Origin of the sequence: Rothia sp. ND6WE1A, assembly GCF_001683935.1 — a bacterium.
GTDB classification, from domain to species: Bacteria; Actinomycetota; Actinomycetes; order Actinomycetales; family Micrococcaceae; genus Rothia; species Rothia amarae.
This window is the reverse complement of record NZ_LXTU01000057.1, coordinates 13,138-32,179: the sequence shown is the minus strand read 5'-3', so window position 1 is coordinate 32,179 and position 19,042 is coordinate 13,138. Positions and strand designations below refer to the sequence as shown.

The 19,042-nt window shown below is 52.1% G+C and carries 18 protein-coding genes and 1 tRNA gene; 8 read left to right on the top strand and 11 right to left on the bottom strand.

The features are described 5' to 3' along the window. Positions 1–46: 46 nt before the first annotated feature. A complete protein-coding gene (locus tag A7E48_RS07685; protein WP_068171738.1) occupies positions 47–424 on the bottom strand; it encodes a DUF1304 domain-containing protein in 378 nt (125 codons plus the stop codon). A 228-nt stretch (positions 425–652) separates the two neighbouring features. Here A7E48_RS07685 and A7E48_RS07680 point away from each other — a divergent pair, with 228 nt between their 5' ends. From A7E48_RS07680 to A7E48_RS07665, 3 genes are all read left to right on the top strand, one after another. Beyond that, positions 653–895 (top strand): type II toxin-antitoxin system Phd/YefM family antitoxin, encoded by a 243-nt coding sequence (locus A7E48_RS07680; RefSeq protein ID WP_068171735.1) that lies wholly within the window; start codon positions 653–655, stop codon positions 893–895. Next, a complete protein-coding gene (locus A7E48_RS07675) occupies positions 889–1,161 on the top strand; it encodes a Txe/YoeB family addiction module toxin (RefSeq protein WP_068171732.1) in 273 nt (90 codons plus the stop codon). Before A7E48_RS07680 ends, A7E48_RS07675 begins: the two co-directional genes overlap by 7 nt. Before the next feature lie 341 nt (positions 1,162–1,502). Continuing rightward, a complete protein-coding gene (locus tag A7E48_RS07665) occupies positions 1,503–2,069 on the top strand; it encodes a hypothetical protein (RefSeq protein WP_141669416.1) in 567 nt (188 codons plus the stop codon). 269 nt (positions 2,070–2,338) lie between these two features. On the opposite strand, the gene A7E48_RS07660 is transcribed toward A7E48_RS07665, so the two are convergent. From A7E48_RS07660 to A7E48_RS07620, 9 genes are all read right to left on the bottom strand, one after another. After that, positions 2,339–2,412, bottom strand: a tRNA-Pro gene (locus A7E48_RS07660). A gap of 168 nt (positions 2,413–2,580) precedes the next feature. Continuing rightward, positions 2,581–4,185, bottom strand: coding sequence for a ribosome biogenesis GTPase Der (gene der, locus A7E48_RS07655; RefSeq protein ID WP_068171722.1), 1,605 nt, complete (start codon positions 4,183–4,185; stop codon positions 2,581–2,583). Between the two features lie 53 nt (positions 4,186–4,238). Next, positions 4,239–4,907 (bottom strand): (d)CMP kinase, encoded by a 669-nt coding sequence (cmk, locus tag A7E48_RS07650; protein ID WP_068171720.1) that lies wholly within the window; start codon positions 4,905–4,907, stop codon positions 4,239–4,241. Positions 4,908–4,920: 13 nt separating this feature from the next. Next, entirely contained in the window at positions 4,921–6,072 is a 1,152-nt protein-coding gene (locus tag A7E48_RS07645; RefSeq protein ID WP_068171717.1) for a prephenate dehydrogenase, read from the bottom strand. A gap of 30 nt (positions 6,073–6,102) precedes the next feature. Continuing rightward, positions 6,103–7,164 carry a pseudouridine synthase gene (locus tag A7E48_RS07640; protein WP_068171714.1) on the bottom strand — a complete coding sequence of 354 codons (1,062 nt, stop codon included), beginning with the start codon at positions 7,162–7,164 and terminating at the stop codon, positions 6,103–6,105. Positions 7,165–7,249: 85 nt separating this feature from the next. After that, positions 7,250–8,083, bottom strand: coding sequence for an SMC-Scp complex subunit ScpB (locus A7E48_RS07635; RefSeq protein ID WP_068171712.1), 834 nt, complete (start codon positions 8,081–8,083; stop codon positions 7,250–7,252). Further along, complete coding sequence (locus A7E48_RS07630) at positions 8,080–8,937, bottom strand: ScpA family protein (RefSeq protein WP_068171708.1); 858 nt, start codon at positions 8,935–8,937, stop codon at positions 8,080–8,082. Before A7E48_RS07630 ends, A7E48_RS07635 begins: the two co-directional genes overlap by 4 nt. 191 nt (positions 8,938–9,128) lie before the next feature. After that, on the bottom strand, positions 9,129–9,989 hold the full coding sequence (locus tag A7E48_RS07625) for a ParA family protein (protein ID WP_068171705.1): 861 nt from the start codon (positions 9,987–9,989) through the stop codon (positions 9,129–9,131). 175 nt (positions 9,990–10,164) lie between these two features. After that, positions 10,165–12,087, bottom strand: a complete 1,923-nt coding sequence (locus tag A7E48_RS07620; protein ID WP_068171702.1) for an AMP-binding protein — start codon at positions 12,085–12,087, stop codon at positions 10,165–10,167. A 195-nt stretch (positions 12,088–12,282) separates the two neighbouring features. Between A7E48_RS07620 and A7E48_RS07615 the strand changes: the two genes are divergently transcribed. From A7E48_RS07615 to A7E48_RS07595, 5 genes are all read left to right on the top strand, one after another. Next, positions 12,283–12,951 carry a GntR family transcriptional regulator gene (locus A7E48_RS07615; RefSeq protein WP_068171699.1) on the top strand — a complete coding sequence of 223 codons (669 nt, stop codon included), beginning with the start codon at positions 12,283–12,285 and terminating at the stop codon, positions 12,949–12,951. A 64-nt stretch (positions 12,952–13,015) separates the two neighbouring features. Then, a complete protein-coding gene (locus A7E48_RS07610) occupies positions 13,016–14,536 on the top strand; it encodes an MmgE/PrpD family protein (RefSeq protein WP_068171696.1) in 1,521 nt (506 codons plus the stop codon). A 1-nt stretch (position 14,537) separates the two neighbouring features. After that, positions 14,538–15,455: a methylisocitrate lyase gene (gene prpB, locus A7E48_RS07605; protein WP_068171695.1), complete on the top strand. Its 918-nt coding sequence runs from the start codon at positions 14,538–14,540 to the stop codon at positions 15,453–15,455. 25 nt (positions 15,456–15,480) lie between these two features. After that, complete coding sequence (locus A7E48_RS07600) at positions 15,481–16,623, top strand: bifunctional 2-methylcitrate synthase/citrate synthase (protein WP_068171692.1); 1,143 nt, start codon at positions 15,481–15,483, stop codon at positions 16,621–16,623. 176 nt (positions 16,624–16,799) lie between these two features. After that, the gene (locus tag A7E48_RS07595) at positions 16,800–18,221 is read left to right on the top strand and encodes a cation:dicarboxylate symporter family transporter (RefSeq protein ID WP_068171689.1); all 1,422 of its coding nucleotides are present in this window, start codon (positions 16,800–16,802) and stop codon (positions 18,219–18,221) included. A 120-nt stretch (positions 18,222–18,341) separates the two neighbouring features. On the opposite strand, the gene A7E48_RS07590 is transcribed toward A7E48_RS07595, so the two are convergent. Continuing rightward, complete coding sequence (locus tag A7E48_RS07590; RefSeq protein WP_083147287.1) at positions 18,342–19,040, bottom strand: GntR family transcriptional regulator; 699 nt, start codon at positions 19,038–19,040, stop codon at positions 18,342–18,344. Between the last annotated feature and the right edge of the window lie 2 nt (positions 19,041–19,042).

Here is a 19,042-nt window from a genome sequence, read left to right as displayed (position 1 = left end):
CTCCCCCTAGTGGACTGTTGGCAGCCTGAAAGAGCCAAAGTAAAACTTATATCAGAGCGGCAGCGATGACGCCGACGAGCGGGGGAAGCAGTTGAATCAGTGCTGGACGGCGCTTATCTGCAGTGGTGGCGAAAAGGAAGATACCGGCAATTGCCATAGAACCTGCTCCTGCAAAAATGAGCGCTTTTGCCACCGCAAGTGAACCGCTCCATAGCGCTATCAGTCCGGCAAAGGCAACAACCGCCAAAAGTAAGTTGTAGAGCCCCTGGTTAACTGCCATTTCTTTGGTGAGCGCGGCACGGTTGGGGTCCATGTTAAATGTTTGTAAGCCGCGAGGTTTATCCCAGAGGAAGGATTCCAGCACCCAAATGTAGATGTGGATGAGCACGGCGAGGCTAACGAAGATACTGGCAAGAATGAGCATGAGGGATCTTTCAGGGGTTATTTGTAAAGCAAACTAATAGGGGTGGAGCTGTTGGCTAGTTTTCGATGAGTCTTTGAGAATCCTCTGCTATCTTGAGGTTTTCGATATGTTTTTCTTACATACCGCGGGTTCCCTCTGTAGATGGCGATGGTTCTACTATCTTCTCATGATGTGTGATACCTTAAAACATCCTTTTCAGGTCGTACGTTATAGCGTACGATTTGTAATATGACAGCAATATCGGCCACAAACGCTCGTACACACCTCTATCAACTTATTGACCAGGTCAATAATAATGCGGAACCACTCACGATTACCGGCAAGAGGGGCAACGCCGTCCTGATCAGCGAAGAAGATTGGAAGGCCATCCAGGAAACCCTTCATCTGAGTTCCATCCCTGGAATGGTTCAAAGCATTCTAGCCGCAAAAAATGAGCCTCTCTCTGAAGGAAGCTCGGACCTACATTGGTAAGCCCTGCATGGAAAATTGTTTATTCGAAACAAGCTCAAAAAGATGCGCAGAAACTTCAGCGAGCAGGACTAAAAGAAAAAACGCAGAGGCTTCTGCACGTAATTTCCGAAAATCCATATAAGAATCCACCCAGGTATGAAAAACTAGTTGGAGATTTAGCAGGACTATATTCTCGACGAATCAACATTCAGCATCGGCTGGTGTATGACGTCATAGAAGATGAACAGACCGTCCATGTCCTTCGAATGTGGACTCATTACGAGTAAATAGACCAAACATTTGATGTTGCATCTGAAAACTCCGCGCTGAGGCGCCAGGACACAGAATGCAAAGAAAGCAGTAGTCTAGGGGAAGTACCGGTAACCTCGTAGCTGCAAAATCGAACAACTTAGATAGTTTTTTATTGATAGGATTTCCATTGGATTATTCCCTACGTAGGGAATCACAGGCCTCCGGCAACGCGTGCCGGAGGCCTGATTTATGTGTTTGACTAAAGGAAAAATAGACCATAAACCCTGCAGCAGCGCTTGCTGAAAAATTTGAACAATGGAACGAAGATATCGAAAATAGAGTTCATGAATTCGGCATCCAAACCCCTGAAGACGGGATGGAAACCTTCATACTTCTCAGCCAGGTAATAACTGTTCTCGAACAATTCAAGGAACAAATACCCGAGGTAAGAGGTTTCGCATATTCCCTTCCTGATTGGGTAAATGCTTGTGGATTCCCATACCACTCCTCCTATGCTCAACGAGTAGATGAGAGAGTTATTAAGGATTTGAAAATGTTCTCTGCTTTCATAGCAATGGCTGCGCGCAACGGCGGAAATGATATGCAAGCAGCATTGCGCAGCAGATTCTCTGAAGAAGTTCGAATTCTCGTAGAAGCAATCGATAACGACACGTCTTTGGATCCTGCATTGCAGTCACATGCACGTGTACTTATTGACCACATACTTGAATGCTTACAATCAGTTGAATCGGCAGGGATGTTCAACCTTCGTGAGGCAGTGCAAAAACTACGCATCTACGTAGATGCAGCTAGATTCCAAACTAAAGACGAAGACGCAAGAAAAAAGTACGATAAGTTTTATAATTTCTGCAGAGATGTCGCAATCCAGACGGGGTCCAGTCTTATTTCTGAACGAGTGCTTCTTGCACTATCTGGGAATTAACTTATTCAATCTACACAATAATGAGCTCATGATTTTCTCTTCGAGTAATGAATCGTGTATCTGAGCTCTGTTTTAGTAGCCGCCCACTCATCATCTGCTCGATTGATAAGCACGAATTAGATAGCGATGCGTAAATCGTAAGCTCCTACTAACGACATACAGGACCAGAGGGGCTTTCATATGCTGAGGGATAGATAAATTGTAGATTTTTGGGCATAAAAATAACCTCTCCACTACGCTTCGAACCTAGTGGAGAGGTTTATTTTGTGTCGGGTTGACAGGATTTGAACCTGCGACCCCTTGACCCCCAGTCAAGTGCGCTACCAAGCTGCGCCACAACCCGATTGTTCTCAAGGTTTCCCTCAAGCACTCGTATAACTATACCCACCTTTAGGGTGAACGCAAAATTGAGATCACCCAAAATTAAAACTTTTTGGGGCGGTTTCAATCACATTTACCCCTTGAGGTAGAGTCCCGGATCAAGTCGGCTCCGGGACTCTACCGGCAAGTGTTATCGACGGGTGCTCTTCGGGCGTCCGCCCTTGGACGCTTTACCAGGTTTTGCTGCCTGGCGCTCACCGAGGGTCCGGCGTTCGCGAACGCGCATCGAGATTTCAATCGGCGTACCGGTGAAGTCGAAAGTTTCACGCAGGCGGCGGGCAATGAATCGGCGGTAGCCAGGATCCAAGAAACCGGTGGTGAACAGAACGAACTTCGGCGGACGTGAAGAAACCTGCGTGCCGAACAAGATACGGGGCTGCTTGCCACCGCGCAAGGGGTGCGGATGTGCTGCCACAATCTCGCCCAAGAACGCATTAAAGCGACCGGTGGAGATACGAGAATCCCATGCCTCAAGGGCGGTTTCCAGTGCGGGAACCAGCTTGTCCTTATGCCATCCAGTGCGCGCAGAAATGTTGACGCGCGGTGCCCACGCTACGTGGGCGAGGTCACGGTCAATCTCGCGCTCTAGCAGTTCGCGGCGTTCTTCATCGAGGGTATCCCACTTGTTGAACGCCAGAACCAGGGCGCGGCCTGAATCAACAACCTGCTGAATGATTCGCACATCCTGCTCAGAAATCGGCTCAGAAACATCCAGCAAAACAACACAAACTTCAGAGCGCTCAATGGCGGTCTGGGTACGGAGTGAAGCGTAGAAATCTGCGCCCTTTGCCATGTGCACTCGGCGGCGAATACCTGCGGTATCTACAAAACGCCAGGGGCGATCGCCCAATGCGACGATTTCGTCCACGGGGTCGCGGGTAGTGCCCGCTAGATCATTAACCACGGCACGTTCTTCACCAGCGAGTTTGTTCAGCAACGAGGACTTACCTACGTTGGGGCGACCAACCAGTGCAATACGGCGGGGTCCGCCCAGCGCTTCAGGTTCAGCATACTGCGAGTGCTCGGGCATCACCTTGAGGAGTGCGTCGAGCATATCTGCCAAACCACGGCCGTGGACACCGGAAACAGGGAATGGCTCCCCCATGCCCAGCGACCACAGCGCGTGAACTTCAGCTTCTTGATGCTCGGCGTCGACCTTATTAGCAACCAACAGAATAGGCTTCTTGACGCGGCGGAGCATACGAACAATCGCTTCGTCGGTATTAGAAATACCTACGATGGCGTCAACCACCAGCAAAACGACGTCGGCATGTGCAACAGCAATCTCAGCCTGCGCTGCAACCTGCGCGTCGATACCCTTGGCGTCAGCTTCCCAACCGCCCGTGTCGACCAGGGTGAAATCTTTGCCAGCCCACTCAGCCTTATACGATACGCGATCACGGGTAACGCCAGGCTTATCTTCAACCACGGCTTCACGGCGGCCGATAATGCGGTTAATGATGGTTGATTTACCAACGTTGGGGCGGCCCACGATGGCAACTACTGGGTCGGCTTCTTCGGGATCGGACTCGTTAATTTCAAAACCCCAAGAACCTAGAAGTTCCTGGTCTTCCTCATCGAGTTCGTAGTCTTCGAGCCCTGCTAGGAGAGCTTCGGCGCGCTGTTCTGCGGTTTCATCATCAATTTCAGCGAGGCGTTCGGAGACGTCATCTGAGCCACCGCCGAGGAATTTATCCTCATAATCGTCGCGTTCTGGAGTGATATTTTCTTCCACGTCGCAACCTCTTTTCTATGGTCTAAGTATCTGTGAACAGTCTAGTGCAGGCACTAGCTATTGATCTGTTTTTCAACAGCGGCAATCACCGCTGCAATAGTTTGGTCAAAATCAAGATCAGAAGAATCAACCAGAGCAACGCCCTCGGCTGCCTCAGTGAAGTTGTTAACCTTGGAATCTTTAGCATCACGCTGCACAACCTGTTTTTGTAGGTCAGATGAGCTCTGGGTACCGCCGAGCTGAAGCCCCCGGCGAGCCATGCGAACTTCTTCGGAGGCGGTGAGTAGAACCCGCGCATCGGCATCGGGAGCGACGACGGTGGTGATGTCGCGTCCTTCAGCGACCATTCCGCGGGGGGCGGCAGCGATTGCATCTCGCTGCATCTGAATCAGGATTTCCCGCACGCGCGGCACCGATGCTACGGCAGAAACCGAACCCGAGATGCCGGGTTCACGGATTGCTTCTGCAACGTCGGTCTCCCCCACTACGATTGACTCCTCATCGGGGCTGGTGCCCTGGTGCAGGGGAAATTTTTCAGCGGCGGCAATGATTGCCTCGGGATTCGTCAGATCAGTTTGCTGTTCCAGGCAGTACCAGGTGAGAGCACGGTACATTGCCCCGGTGTCGAGGTACTGCAGGTTAAAGTGGCGTGCAACCGCCTTAGACACCGAAGATTTGCCTGAGCCGGAAGGGCCGTCTATTGCTACAACGAGCTTATTCATCTTTGCCTTTCTGTTAGCGAACGACCTTCCAGCCCGCGCTGGTGAGATCCTCTACTAGTTTTTCGTGTTCGTTGGGATTGACCGAAATTTCAGCCATACCCACAGGTTGTCCGGGAGAATGTTCTAATCGGAGATCCTCAATGTTGACCCCGAGCTCCCCTATGTCGATGAGTAGCCGGGCAATCTGCCCCGGTGTATCGTCCACCAGAATAGTAAGTTGCGAGAAAGCTTCGGGAGCTCCACCGTGCTTACCTGGAATCCTAGCTACCCCGGCGTTGCCTTCGCTCATGAGCTGGGCGATATCTAGGCGTGCTCCTGCAGCAGTGGGATTTTCTAAAGTTGTTATGAGCCGCTCCAAATCATCCCGCACCCCCAGCAACGTGGGCACTATATTTTCTGAGTTTGCCGCTAAAATCTGAATCCACAATCCGGGGTCAGATCCAGCGATTCGAACGGTATCCCGCAGGCCTTGCCCTGCTAGCCCCAGCGCATGTAAGGGTGTTTCTTGCAAGCGCGATGCCATCAGAGAACTCATCACCTGGGGCACATGAGAAATCAGGGCGACCGCTCGATCGTGCTCTGCGGCGTCGAGGTAGGTCAGGGTGGATCCCATCTCAATTCCCAGTGTTTGCGCTAGTCGCACAGCAGTGGGCGAAACGTCTGGATGCTTGCAGACGACGAAAGGGCGGGAGGTGAAGAGCTCCCCGCGCGCTGCAACAGGGCCAGATTTTTCTCGACCAGCCATCGGGTGTGTACCTAGATAACGGGAAGTATCTACACCCGATTGTTGAACCTGTTGCAGAATCGACAATTTCACCGAAGCAATATCAATGACAACTGCATGTTGCCAGAGGGTGAGCTGCTCGACCACGATTTGCGCACAAACATCCGGTGGCGCTGCAACCACCACCAACTGAGGTTCGCTCCCCAGCAGTTGCCGAAGATCCGACGGCGCAACCCCGCGTTCGGTAGCTACCGCGCGGAGGGAGCGACCCGCACCAATATCCTCTGCAATTGCTTCTATGGTCGGAGAAACATCAGAGAGATACACCGGTATCTTCTGGGCGCGCAAAGCCAAACCTACCGATGCCCCTAACAGACCGGTACCAATAATGAGCACCGGGCCAGCAAGGGCAGAGAGGTTTTGATCTTCTGCCAGTTCCATTCGTTTCTCCCCTGTCAAGCGCAACGATTCTTACATATCTACCGAAGCAAGCAGTTCACCAATCTCAACCTTAGAAAGGTTTCGAATAGTGCCCTGTTTCTGCGATCCAATACGAACCGGCCCCATCTCTACGCGAACCAGCTTCTCTACGGGGTAGCCGACTTCTTCAAACATGCGGCGAACAATACGGTTCTTACCGGAGTGAATAACAACCTCAATCAAAACGTGACCGGGAGTTGAATCAACCAGGCGGAAATCGTCAACTCGGGAGACGCCGTCTTCCAAACGAACGCCCTTCTTTAGCTGATTGCTCACACCCAATTCCACAGGACCGCGCACCTGCACAAGATAGGTCTTAGGAATTTCATAAGAGGGGTGGGTCAAACGGTTAGCGAGTTCGCCGTCGTTGGTGAGAAGAAGCAAACCTTCTGTTTCAACATCGAGACGCCCCACGTGAAACACGCGCTGATTCATAGATTTGCGCAAGAAGTCGCTAATGCAGGGGCGACCGTCGGGATCTTCCATAGTGGAGACAACGCCTGCAGGCTTGTTAAACGCCATGTAAACAAGCTTGTCATTGGTCTGAATAGTGATTCCATCAACTCGGACTGAAACCTCATCAGGGTTGACGCGAACACCCAATTCGGTGACTAGCTGCTCGTTGACTGTCACGCGACCTTCTTCAATCATTTCTTCACACACGCGGCGGCTCGCCACACCAGCTTGAGCCATCAGCTTCTGCAGGCGAACGCCTTCGTGGTCATAGAAATCGTAATGATCTACGGGGTCTGCCTTAGGACGACGCGGGCGGTGGGGACCAGCGTAGTTGCTATTCTTGCGGTTGTTAGGGCGAAACTCGCCGAATTCACCGGCAAAGGGCTTACCTGATTTAAATTTAGGCCCCTGACCCTTACCCGGTTTACGGGGGCCGCCGGGTGCACCAGGCTTAGCTCCCTTGTTGGAACCCTTGCCCTTGAATCCACCTGATTTTCCTCCGGGCTTGCCACCGCGGAATTCGTTATTCTTGCCGAACCCGCGACCTGCTCCGCCGCGTCCGTGGTTTCCTGCTCCGCTTCCAGTTCTTCCTGCCATGTGTATTACCTTTTTCTCTCTTGTTCTCTGCGCAATGAGTGCGCTATCTGTCTGTTTCGCGGAGAAATAAACTCCGCTGAATCTTTTAGGGTGTTTCGGTTGCTAGTTCGATGTCGTCAATATCAGGTAAGTAGGGCGCCAAGGCGGGCAGTTCTTGTAAAGAACCTAAGCCCAGCTTTTGAAGAAATACATCGGTGGTGATGTATTGATGAGCACCGGTTTCTGGTTCGGGAATGGTCTCTGCAATCAGTCCACGTTTGAGCAAGGTGCGAAAGGCAGCATCGGCGTTTACTCCGCGAACACTTGCCACATAACTTCTGGTCACCGGCTGTTGATAAGCCACAACGGTCAGAGTTTCCATAGCCGTTTTGGGGAGTTTTGCCGTGGAATCTCCCACCACAAACCGCTGCACCCATGGGCTGAAGTCATGTCGCGAGTAGAGCTTCCATCCGCCAGCGATTCTGCGTAGCTCAAACCCTCGGGGTTCGTGAACCGTTTGCCCGTCGTCGTATCCGTTATATTCGCGGTAAAGCTCGTCTAAGCTTTTTTCCACTTCATATTCGGAAACAATCAGAGCCGAGGACAGCTCGCGTACGCTGACGGGCGCATCTGCAACTGCCAAAATTGCTTCAATAGCTGCTTTGACGCCCCCTGGGGTCAACTCAACCCGCGAGATAATTTCAGAACGCTTAACTTCCGTACGTGGTTTTTCCTGCTGCTGTTGCGCATACGATTCGGCGGTTTCGGGTTGCTCCCACGGATTATCTGGCGCTTCGGGAATCTCGGGAAGAGAATCCTCTACCTGCTGTTCAGGCGTCTCTGCTGGGGCGTCGTCCCCCTCCGGGTTCCATGCGCCCGTCGAGAGGATGGCAAGGTCGTCGTCCGTAAAATCGGGGTTTACTCCCGTTATATCGCTCATACACTTGCCTCCTTCTGTAACTCAGGCACCGGGGATTTTTCCCCGACAGCGCTCACAGAAATTTCGCCCAGGGGGTTAGCTTGAGTTACCTCTACTGCCCCATTGCGTATCAGCTCCAACACCGCCAGAAAACGATAAACGGCTATTTCGAATTCTCCGCATCCGCGAATGAGATTCGAAAAGGACTCCTGGGAATTTTCTGCCAAGCGTTGCACAATGAAATTTTCTTCGTCCGCAATGGTAGTGAGGGGCTGGTGAAGGTGCCCTAGCTCAACCTGCGCCAAATTCTCATGCGGTTCATCTTCAAAATGCGAAGCACTCAATGCTTTCGCCGCTATCTGAGCAAATTCTTCGGGGCTTATCTCAAAAACCAATTCAGGTAAAACCTGGACAAATTGGGGTTCTAAAGCAACATCTCGGGGAAAACGCTGCGCCTCGGATTCATAGCGTTCAGCGAGAATACCGGCTACATCGCGGTAAGCGCGGTACTGAAGCAACCGTGCAAAGAGTAGGTCACGAGCCTCCAGCAAAACCACGTCTTCTTCTGATTCCACTTGACCGCGGGGAAGTAACCGTGCTGCTTTCAAATCGAGCAGAGTAGCGGCAGTAACCAAGAAATCGCTTGCTTGGTCAAGAGCGGTGTCTATCTGGCTCTCAAAAAGTTGGTTGATATAGTGCAAAAATTCATCGGTAACTTCGGCGAGCGCTACGTCGGTAATATCGAGTTTTCTGCGGGAAATAAGGGAAAGGAGAAGGTCAAAGGGGCCTTCGAAGTTCTGAAGTGTCAGGGTGAAGCCGGGTGTATTTTCGGCGGATTTTCCCTGCTGGTTGATGATTGTTGTCGGTGCCCTCACGGCAGCGTCCTCTTCTCAAGCTATTGTCGAGATGTAAACTAGCTACTTATATTTTGCCCTGTGTTGGGGGTAGTTTCAAGACTTCCCGGCGTTGTTTAGCCCACGCACAAACCCGACGCGCGGTGCCGGGTAGGCGACCGCGCGTCGGTCATTGCGGGGTTGAGCAAGAAATTCTTTCGTTGCGGGAGCCTTTAGGGTGCTCCCCCTCGACTAATGAGTTCGCGGGCGAGCTGGCGATAAGCCTCTGCGCCCGAATGGTTTGAGGCGTAGGAAAGTATCGGTTCTGCCGAGACGGTAGCGTCGGGGAACTTCACCGTGCGTTTAATAACGGTGTCAAATACTTTGTCGCCAAACGCGTCGATAATTCGCGCCAACACCTCTTTGGAATGCAGAGTGCGGGTATCAAACATGGTGGCAAGTACACCGTCGATTTGAAGTTTGGGATTGAGCCGGTCCTGCACCTTTTCAATCGAATCCACCAACAGTGCCACTGCACGGAGGGCAAAGAATTCGCAGATGAGAGGAATGATGACGCCGTGGCTGGCGGTCAATGCGTTAACGGTAAGCAGACCTAGCGAAGGCTGGCAGTCAATCAGAATGACATCGTAGTCGTTCTCGACTTTATGCAAGGCTGAAGCCAAGACCTGTTCGCGAGCTACTTCGTTCACTAGCTGAACTTCTGCTGCAGAGAGGTCAATGTTAGCGGGGAGTAAGTCGATGTTTTCGACTTCTGTGGGCTGAATGACGTCGTGAATATCGACTTTGCGATCCATCATGACGTTATATACAGTCAAATCTAGCTCGTGTGGATTTGCACCGAAACCGGCAGAAAGTGCACCCTGCGGGTCAAAATCAACGAGCAAGACTTTACGCCCAACTTCAGCTAAAGCTGCGCCAAGATTAATAGTGGAGGTGGTTTTACCCACCCCGCCCTTCTGGTTCACCATGGAGATAATGCGGGCGGGACCGTGTTCAGGTAGCGGCGCAGGATCAGGAAAGACACGCAAGGGGCGCCCTGTTGGTCCGAGCTGTTCGGCTCCATTTTCGGTCAATGTTTTTCACCTTTGGGTTAGTTGAGTCTATTTCTGACTTTGGTCTTTAGCTTCTAGATTACCGCTTTCACCCGTATTCTGAACAAATTGTGTTTCCCGGTCCACTCGGGCTCTTCGTGAGAGCGTTCCACCGGCCCAGCGAACGATTATCTGCGAGACCGGTGGAAGAGCACATTTAGCGCTTCAGAATAGCGAGCAATTCGTCCAGAACGCCTGAGTCTTCGATGGTGGAGGGAACCTTATAGTCTTCCCCATCTGCAATCTGCCGCATGGTCTTACGCAGAATCTTTCCCGACCGTGTTTTGGGGAGCGCTTCGACCACATACACGTCTTTGAAGTCAGCCACAGCGCCGATAGCTTGGCGCATATTGTGAATGAGTTCCTCGCCCAGCTCCTGCTCTGAGATTTCTGCACCGGTTTTGAGAACAACGTAGCCCGAGGGTTTTTGCCCCTTGAGGTCATCGGAAATACCAATCACGGCGCACTCTGCCACCGCTGGATGAGTAGCTAGCACTTGTTCCATTGCACCGGTGGAGAGTCGGTGGCCGGAAACATTGATAACATCGTCGGTTCTACCCATGACGTACACGTAGCCTTCTTCGTCAATGTAGCCTGAATCCCCCGTCGCATAGTAGCCGTCGAAAGCGCTGAGGTAGGAGTCTATATAGCGCTGATCATTGCCCCACAGCGTTGGCAAACACCCCGGAGGAAGCGGAAGCTTAAGGGCAAGGTTTCCTTCGGTTCCTGCCTCGACCGCCTCACCAATGGGGTCGAGCACTTCGAGGTTAAATCTGGGCACGGGAACTGAGGGTGAGCCTGACTTGATGGGCAGTGGTTCTAGTCCTTGTGGGTTGGCGCAAATTGCCCACCCGGTTTCGGTTTGCCACCAGTTATCGACGACGGGTATCTGCAGTTTTTCGCTGGACCAACGGTGCGTTTCAGGGTCGAGCCTCTCCCCCGCCACAAACAAAGTTTTGAGGGGGGAAAGGTCGTACTCTGAAATGAGGCTACCCTCGGGGTCTGCTTTACGAATCGCTCGCAGCGCGGTCGGGGCGGTGAACAGAACTTTCGCTGAGGTGTCTTGAATGACCCGCCAAAACGCACCTGCGTCAGGCGTTCCTACCGGTTTTCCCTCATAGAGTACCGTGGTAGCACCGGCGAGCAGTGGACCGTAGACGATATAGGAATGCCCTACAACCCATCCCACATCTGATGCCGTCCACATGACTTCACCCGCCGAGACGTCATAGATATTTTTCATCGACCACGCCATTGCTACAGCGTGTCCACCGTTGTCTCGAACCACGCCTTTGAGTGTTCCCGTCGTTCCTGAGGTGTACAAGATATACAAAGGATCGGTTGCTTTGACGGTGACTGGTTCTGCCGGTTGCGCATCTGCCACGGCGTCAGCCCAGCTCATCCACTGCACCCCGCTAGGGTTCTTGGCAGCTCTCTGCGCCGCAGCTTCCACTGTATCTTCGAATCCTTCTCGTTCATACACCATCACGGCAGCTGGCTTGGCTGAAGAGAGTTCAATCGCTTTTTCCACTGCAGGGATGTACTCAATACGACGACGCGGTTCAATTCCCCCGCTGGTCGTGACGACGGCGGTCGGCTGGCAATCATCAATACGCGATGCTAGCTCGGCGGGAGCGAATCCCCCAAACACCACTGAATGTATAGCACCGAGCCGTGCGGTTGCCAGCATAGCAACTACTGCCTGGGGAATCATCGGCATATAAATGAGTACCCGGTCGCCGCGATTCACTCCCGAGGCTTTAAGCGCACCGGCGCATAGAGCTACCTGTTGCTGTAAATCTCCATAAGCAATTTCTTCGCGCGTTCCCAGCATGGCGGAATCGTAAATGATAGCGGCCTGATCTGCTCGACCCGATTCAACGTGACGGTCCACAGCGTTATAGCAGGTATTGAGTTCACCATCAGGGAACCAGCGGAAAATGGGATCTTGAGAATTATCTAGAGCGGTTTGAGGCTGGGTTACCCAGTCAATAGCTTGGGCAGCTTTGAGCCAAAATTTTTCAGGTTCTTCTACGCTGTGTTGAAAAGTTGAACGGTAGGTGGTTGCTGACTGAGACATAGTTTCTCCTCAACTGAGTGATCCAGGTTGAGCATCAATCTAGTGTTGCATCTCACAAATAACAATAGTTTGTATACATTAATTCAAAATATTTAGGAGAAACGTGAAATAAAGTCTTTATTTTTCAAATCATGTATACAAAAACTATCTAGAAGGTTACAGTGGTGTGCAACACAGTCCATGGGGAGGGATGCGATGAAAGCCAGCGATAAAACCTACGAAGCGCTGAGAACTGAAATCATGAATGGCATACTTGCCCCCGGTGCAGTTCTTGCCGAAGTAGAACAAGCAGAACGTTTCGGGGTATCTCGCACTCCCGTTCGCGAAGCGATTTCCCGGCTCCTGGCAGATGGTCTAGCTGAACCGCTTGCCGGTCGCGGCGTCATCGTAGCGCCCCTTTCCTTGAACAAAGCAATTGCACTTTTTGAGTTACGTGTCAGCCTCGACTGCACTCAGGCAGCACTGGCGGCAGTCAAAGGCGATTCCGAAGAATTTACGCACCTAGCTCAGAGGTTCGTTGACGCCAGCGACAGGCTTAACCACAATGCACTTGAGCTAGATGATTACTACAAACTGGTTGCCGAATTTGATGATGCACTCGATCGAGCGGCTGATAACCCCTACCTGATTCAGGCACAAAATAACCTGCGAGGCCACCTCACTCGCATCAGAAAGCTCTCCCAGGAAAATCCCCAGCGACTCGTTCAAGCAGCCCGGGAGCACGCGCAAATTGCCCGCTCTGTTGCCAGCGGTGAACCACAATTAGCTGAGGCTGCAGTCACCTTGCATTTGCATCAGGCATTGGAGGAAATCAAAAAAGCCTCCCAGAAACCCGAACACGGTTTCTACGCCGCTGCTGCTTAGGTTTAAGAGCCATTTCAAACTTTTGCCCCTACCTGTTACACACAGCACAATCGTTAGGACGATGATGACTATTACCCACCCGGTTCGCGTTTACGCATCCGAAGAGAAACTCGCTCGTGCCGACCAGCTCGCACATAAAATTGCCGCTGTTGCCACCGACCCAGTAGAGGTCACCGCAGAGGTTGAAGAGATGGTCATCAACCGGATTTTGGATAACGCATCGGTAGCCATCGCTTCCCTCAACCGTAGCCCCATCATCTCCGCCCGCGGCCAGGCGCTGGCATCTACTGCTGGTCCCGGCGGCGCAGGTGCAGGTATCTTCGGCGTAGATATCGCTCAGAAAAAGGTCTCCCCTGAATGGGCAGCCTGGGCAAACGGCGTAGCAGTACGCGAGTTGGATTACCACGACACGTTCCTTGCCGCCGAGTATTCCCACCCCGGAGATAATATTCCGCCCATCCTCGCCGTCGCCCAGCATAAGGGAAACACTGGGCATGACCTGCTTCGCGGCATTGCTACCGGTTATGAGATTCAAGTCGATTTGGCGAAAGCAATCTGCCTCCACCGCCATAAAATCGACCACGTAGCTCACCTTGGTCCTTCAGCTGCTGCCGGCATCGGCACCCTCCTAAGGCTAGATACGGAAACCGTTTTCCAATCCATCGGTCAAGCCCTTCATACCACCACCGCCACCCGCCAATCCCGCAAGGGCGAGATTTCAACGTGGAAAGCGCATGCTCCCGCTTTCGCTGGCAAAATGGCAGTTGAAGCTGTGGATCGCGCCCTACGCGGGCAGACCTCCCCCGTTCCCATCTATGAAGGTGAAGACGGCTTTATCGCGTGGATGCTCGACGGCCCAGATGCACACTATGAGGTCCCGCTCCCTGAGCCTGGTGAAGCAAAGCGTGCCATCCTCGATACCTACACCAAAGAGCATTCGGCTGAATACCAGGCGCAGGCATGGATTGATTTAGCACGCAAGCTACACCGCGAGCATCCCGAGTTCGCGCAGGCAGAAAATATCGAGAAGATAGTTCTTCATACTTCGCACCATACTCACTACGTCATTGGATCTGGCGCTAACGATCCCCAAAAATACGATCCCACAGCGACCCGCGAAACACTCGACCACTCCATCCCTTACATTTTCACGGTAATGCTTCAGGACGGCGTCTGGGATCACGTAGCTTCCTACGCTCCCGAACGGGCGCAGCGTCCGGAGACCGTTGCGCTGTGGCACAAAGTCACCACCGAAGAAGATCCCGAGTGGACGCGCCGCTATCACTCGCTAGATCCCCAGGAAAAAGCATTTGGTGGACGTGCGGAAATTCTACTCACCGATGGCACGGTCTTCAGCGAAGAAATTGCCGTAGCCGATGCCCACCCCTTGGGCGCTCGTCCGTTCGGCCGTCAGCAGTACATTCAGAAGTTACGCACTCTCGCTGAGGGAAAAGTTGAAGATTTCGAGTTGAACCGCTTTATTGAAGCTGCAGAGAATCTATCCCACTTGAAAGCTGGAGAACTCGATCAGCTAAACATCACCGCATCCATCCAATTAGAAGAAGCTCGGGAGGGAATTTTCTAAAATGTTGTACTCCTCTAAAACAGCAGCGCAAAAGCGCGAAGACTTCCGCACCATGCTCAACTCGGGTAAAACACTGCAATTCCCCGGAGCATATACCCCGATTTCTGCGCGACTCATTGAAGAAAAAAATTTCGACGGTGTCTATATTTCTGGCGCTGTACTGGCCAACGAATTGGGGTTTCCTGACGTAGGTTTGACAACTCTCACCGAAGTCGCACAGCGCGCCGGTCAAATTGCCAGACTCACCAACCTCCCGGCAATTGTTGACGCAGACACGGGCTTTGGTGAGCCCATGAACGTGGCGCGAACGGTCCAAGAACTCGAAGAATTTGGGTTGGCGGGGTGCCATATTGAAGATCAGTTTAACCCCAAGCGCTGTGGGCATCTCGATAACAAAAATATGGTGGATGAAGAGACAGCCGTCAAACGTATCCGAGCTGCCATCGAAGGGCGCAGAGACCCCAACTTCATCATCATGGCACGCACCGATTTGAGGGGGGTCGATACCCTCGATGCAGCGATTGACCGCATGAAAGCGCTGGTAGACGCAGGCGCAGATGCCATCTTCCCCGAAGCGCTTAAGGATCTCTCCGAATTCGAAGCAGTCCGCAGCGCCCTCGACGTTCCCATTTTGGCGAACATGACAGAGTTCGGGAAATCAGCGCTCTTCACTAAAGAGCAGCTAACCGAAGTCGGTGTGAATATGATTATTTACCCCGTAACTCTACTGCGCTCGTCCTTAGGTGCTATGGAAAGAGTACTCGACACCATAGATGCTGAGGGCACCCAAGAATCTTTTGTTGATCAAATGTTTACCCGCGCCAGGCTCTACGACCTGGTTGATTACCAGGCATACAACCGCTTCGATACCGGAATCTTTAATTTTGAGGTTCCCGACCGCTTTGGCGACAAGGCATAATCTGCCCGGATCAAAGGAGATTCACATGTCAACAACACCAGAAATTCATAAAGGCTTGGCCGGAGTAATTGCTGATGAGACGGCAATTTCGAAGGTGAATGCCGACACTAATTCGCTACTCTACCGCGGGTACCCGGTACAAGATCTTGCCTCGACCAAAACCTTTGAAGAGGTAGCCCTGTTGCTGTGGGACGGCGAATTGCCGGATACCGCACGTCTCAAAGAGTTTGAGGATTTTGAGCGCGCACACCGGTCACTTGATGCTGATTTGAAAAAGATAATCGATGATTTACCCACCGACTGCCACCCGATGGATGTGTGCCGTACCGCCGTCTCGTTCTGGGGCGCCTGCGATGCAGATTCAGAGGACTCATCCCCCGAGGCAGAAATGCATAAAGCCTGGCAGCTCTTTGCCTCAATGCCGGCAGTGGTGTGCTATGACCAGCGACGACGCCGCGGTGAAGACCCCGTTCCTCCCCGCGAAGATTTAGATTACTGCGATAACTTCCTGTGGATGGCGTTTGAAAAAATTCCTGCTCCCGAAGTCAAAGAAGCCTTCAAAGTTTCCATGGTGCTTTATGCGGAGCACTCCTTCAATGCTTCAACCTTTACCGCCCGAGTCATTACTTCGTCGCTCTCGGATTTGCATTCAGCAGTCTGCGGTGCAATTGGCGCTCTCAAGGGTCCGTTACACGGCGGTGCAAACGAGGCAGTCCAACATACGTTCGATGAAATCGGAGTGATTCAGGGAGAATCCCAAGCAGAAGCAAAAACTCGCGCTAAGGCTTGGATGGACGATGCTCTTGCCCAGAAGAAGAAAGTCATGGGTTTCGGTCACCGCGTATATAAAAATGGTGATTCACGAGTTCCGACCATGCAGAAGTCCTTCTTTGACATGGTCGAACACTTCAACCGTCACGACATTATTGGGCTGTACCAAGGGCTTGCCGAGTCGATGGATGAGGTGAAGGGAATTAAGCCTAACCTGGATTATCCTGCCGGCCCCACTTACCACCTCATGGGGTTCGATACTCCCACTTTCACCCCCATCTTCGTCTGCTCTCGCCTCACCGGTTGGACAGCGCACATTATGGAACAGCGGGCGCAGAACTCCCTCATCCGCCCTCTCTCTGCATATAACGGAGTGGACGAGCGGAAGGTACCCTAGAGAACTTACTAGTCATACTTGAGTTCTTGGCTCATACTTGGCGGTAAACAGTAGGTTAATGACCTAGTATTCTTATATCGCCTGTTAGGCACATCTCATCACACATTCTCCGAGTGCTTCCCCTTTGACGTTCTCGGACCGTCGGCGCATTGCGCGTCAAAGAAAGGCTCTGGCATATGACTGCTACTCCTCAGGCTTCTAAGAAGAAGTTTTACCAAGACCCTACACATATGCTGTATGTGTCGGTGATTGTCGCGGTAGTTCTTGGTTGCATCGTGGGTATATTATTCCCCGGTTTCGCCAAGAGTTTGGCTCCTATCGGCACTGCTTTTGTAGCTCTCATCAAAATGATGATTGCGCCCATTATTTTCTGCACTATCGTGATCGGAGTTGGCTCCGTTGCAAAAGCAGCTACCGTGGGCAAAGTGGGCGGCATGGCGCTGTTTTACTTTATCTGCATGTCTACCTTTGCTTTGGCGATTGGGTTGGTAGTAGGTAACTTTATTCATCCTGGGCACGATTTGAACTATCAACCCACCGGTTACACTCCTCCGGTGTCTGCTGAGTCTGACCACGGGGACGGCACGATTGGTTTCTTGCTGGGTATCATTCCAACGTCGTTGCTTTCGGCGCTGACCTCAGGGAACATCCTGCAGACTCTCTTCGTTGCATTGTTGGTCGGATTTGCGCTACAGCGTATGGGTGAAGTAGGTAAACCTGTTCTCAAGTTTATTACCTACATGCAAGCACTTGTTTTCCGCTTGCTGATGATGATTATGTGGGTTGCACCTTTGGGCGCATTTGGCGCTATTGCAGGTGTAGTGGGCAGTACCGGCGCCAAGGCTATCGGGTCGATGCTGATTCTGATGGTCGGTTTCTACATCACCTGTATTCTCTTCATCGCTATTATCCTCGGTGGTTTGCTCAAGCTGGTAACCGGCGTCAATATCTTCAAACTGATGAAGTACCTAGCTCGCGAATACCTGCTGATTTTCTCCACATCGTCCTCTGAAGCCGCACTCCCCCGACTCATTGCAAAGATGGAACACCTGGGTGTTTCTAAGCCTGTGGTGGGCGTGGTAGTTCCTACCGGTTACTCGTTCAACCTCGACGGAACCGCAATCTATCTCACGATGGCGTCCATCTTCGTTGCGGAAGCTATGGGTAATCCGTTGGAGATTGGCGAGCAGATTTCGCTGTTGCTCTTCATGATTATTGCATCAAAGGGTGCCGCTGGTGTTTCCGGTGCAGGTATTGCAACCCTCGCAGCAGGCTTGCAGTCGCATCGTCCGGACCTTATCGACGGCGTCGGTCTGATTGTCGGTATCGACCGCTTTATGTCTGAGGCTCGTGCCTTAACCAACTTCACCGGCAATGCAGTGGCAACCGTTCTACTGGGCAAGATTGTGAACGAAGTGGATATGGCTAAGGTCAAGAACGTTTTGGCAGGCAATGACCCCTTCGATGAATCCACAATGGGCAATGACCATCTCGAAGGCGATCAGCACGTAGATAATGCCGTAGCGCAGAAATCTCCGACCAAACAGATTCCTGTCGTTCAAGAACCCACCCGCCATATTGCGGTGGACGACCGTTAGGCTCGTTCCAAAACTCTCAAAAGAAAGGCAGTGCCCCCGGCAAATTCTTCGCCGGGGGCACTACTGTCATGAGGTTGATTTATTGGTTTTCCGGTGAGCAGTTAACCAGAAGTTCCAATATCAGTGGTGTAGTTTCTGGGTAAATTGCTCCTGCGATATTTTGAGATACTGTCGCAAAGCTGCTTGGGCTTCTTTTTTATGGCCCTGCTCCACCAGCTCTAAAAGTTCCCGATTCAGATCCACAAACCGCGCGTGAAAGCTGGGGACCGTTTCCATCAAGAAAAACAGCAAACGCATCTCCGCCAACACACTGCTCATGAGCGAATCAAGGCGGGGGCTTGCAGCTAGTTGCACTAACTCTTTATGGAAATCTTGGTTGGCACTGGCCATTCCTGATACCGAACCACGCTCTCGGCTATGCTGTGCTTTCTTCAAAATTTCTCTGATATGCGGTTGCGCTCCAGAGGGAGCCAGCTCAATAGCAGCCCCCTCTAGAGCCAACCGAACAGTAAACATCTCACTAATCTGTTCCTTATCGGGCGCGCTCACAAACACACCCCGATTAGGAATTTGCTCCACCAGATTCTGAGCGATCAGAATCATGAACGCCTGGCGCAGTGTATTTCGGGAAATATTGAGGATCTCCGAAATGTGTTGCTCCAAAAGCTTAGTTCCCGGCACCAACACGCCGTCGTTCATTGCACTCCGCAGAACGTTTACCGTCCAACTCGTAACGTGCGCGTGCTGAGCCGACGGCGTGCGAGCAGCTATTTCTGCCAGGCTCGAAACCGTGGAGAGAGTAGATGTTTCTGGATTCACTC

Bases quoted from the DNA above. Each gene is read 5' to 3' on its own strand.
- A7E48_RS07685 (WP_068171738.1), bottom strand. From the start codon at position 424: ATGCTCATTCTTGCCAGTATCTTCGTTAGCCTCGCCGTGCTCATCCAC.
- A7E48_RS07680 (WP_068171735.1), top strand. From the start codon at position 653: ATGACAGCAATATCGGCCACAAACGCTCGTACACACCTCTATCAACTT.
- A7E48_RS07665 (WP_141669416.1), top strand. From the start codon at position 1,503: ATGGAAACCTTCATACTTCTCAGCCAGGTAATAACTGTTCTCGAACAA.
- cmk (WP_068171720.1), bottom strand. From the start codon at position 4,907: ATGAATAAGCTCGTTGTAGCAATAGACGGCCCTTCCGGCTCAGGCAAA.
- A7E48_RS07645 (WP_068171717.1), bottom strand. From the start codon at position 6,072: ATGGAACTGGCAGAAGATCAAAACCTCTCTGCCCTTGCTGGCCCGGTG.
- A7E48_RS07640 (WP_068171714.1), bottom strand. From the start codon at position 7,164: ATGGCAGGAAGAACTGGAAGCGGAGCAGGAAACCACGGACGCGGCGGA.
- A7E48_RS07635 (WP_068171712.1), bottom strand. From the start codon at position 8,083: ATGAGCGATATAACGGGAGTAAACCCCGATTTTACGGACGACGACCTT.
- A7E48_RS07620 (WP_068171702.1), bottom strand. From the start codon at position 12,087: ATGTCTCAGTCAGCAACCACCTACCGTTCAACTTTTCAACACAGCGTA.
- A7E48_RS07615 (WP_068171699.1), top strand. From the start codon at position 12,283: ATGAAAGCCAGCGATAAAACCTACGAAGCGCTGAGAACTGAAATCATG.
- A7E48_RS07610 (WP_068171696.1), top strand. From the start codon at position 13,016: ATGACTATTACCCACCCGGTTCGCGTTTACGCATCCGAAGAGAAACTC.
- prpB (WP_068171695.1), top strand. From the start codon at position 14,538: ATGTTGTACTCCTCTAAAACAGCAGCGCAAAAGCGCGAAGACTTCCGC.
- A7E48_RS07600 (WP_068171692.1), top strand. From the start codon at position 15,481: ATGTCAACAACACCAGAAATTCATAAAGGCTTGGCCGGAGTAATTGCT.
- A7E48_RS07595 (WP_068171689.1), top strand. From the start codon at position 16,800: ATGACTGCTACTCCTCAGGCTTCTAAGAAGAAGTTTTACCAAGACCCT.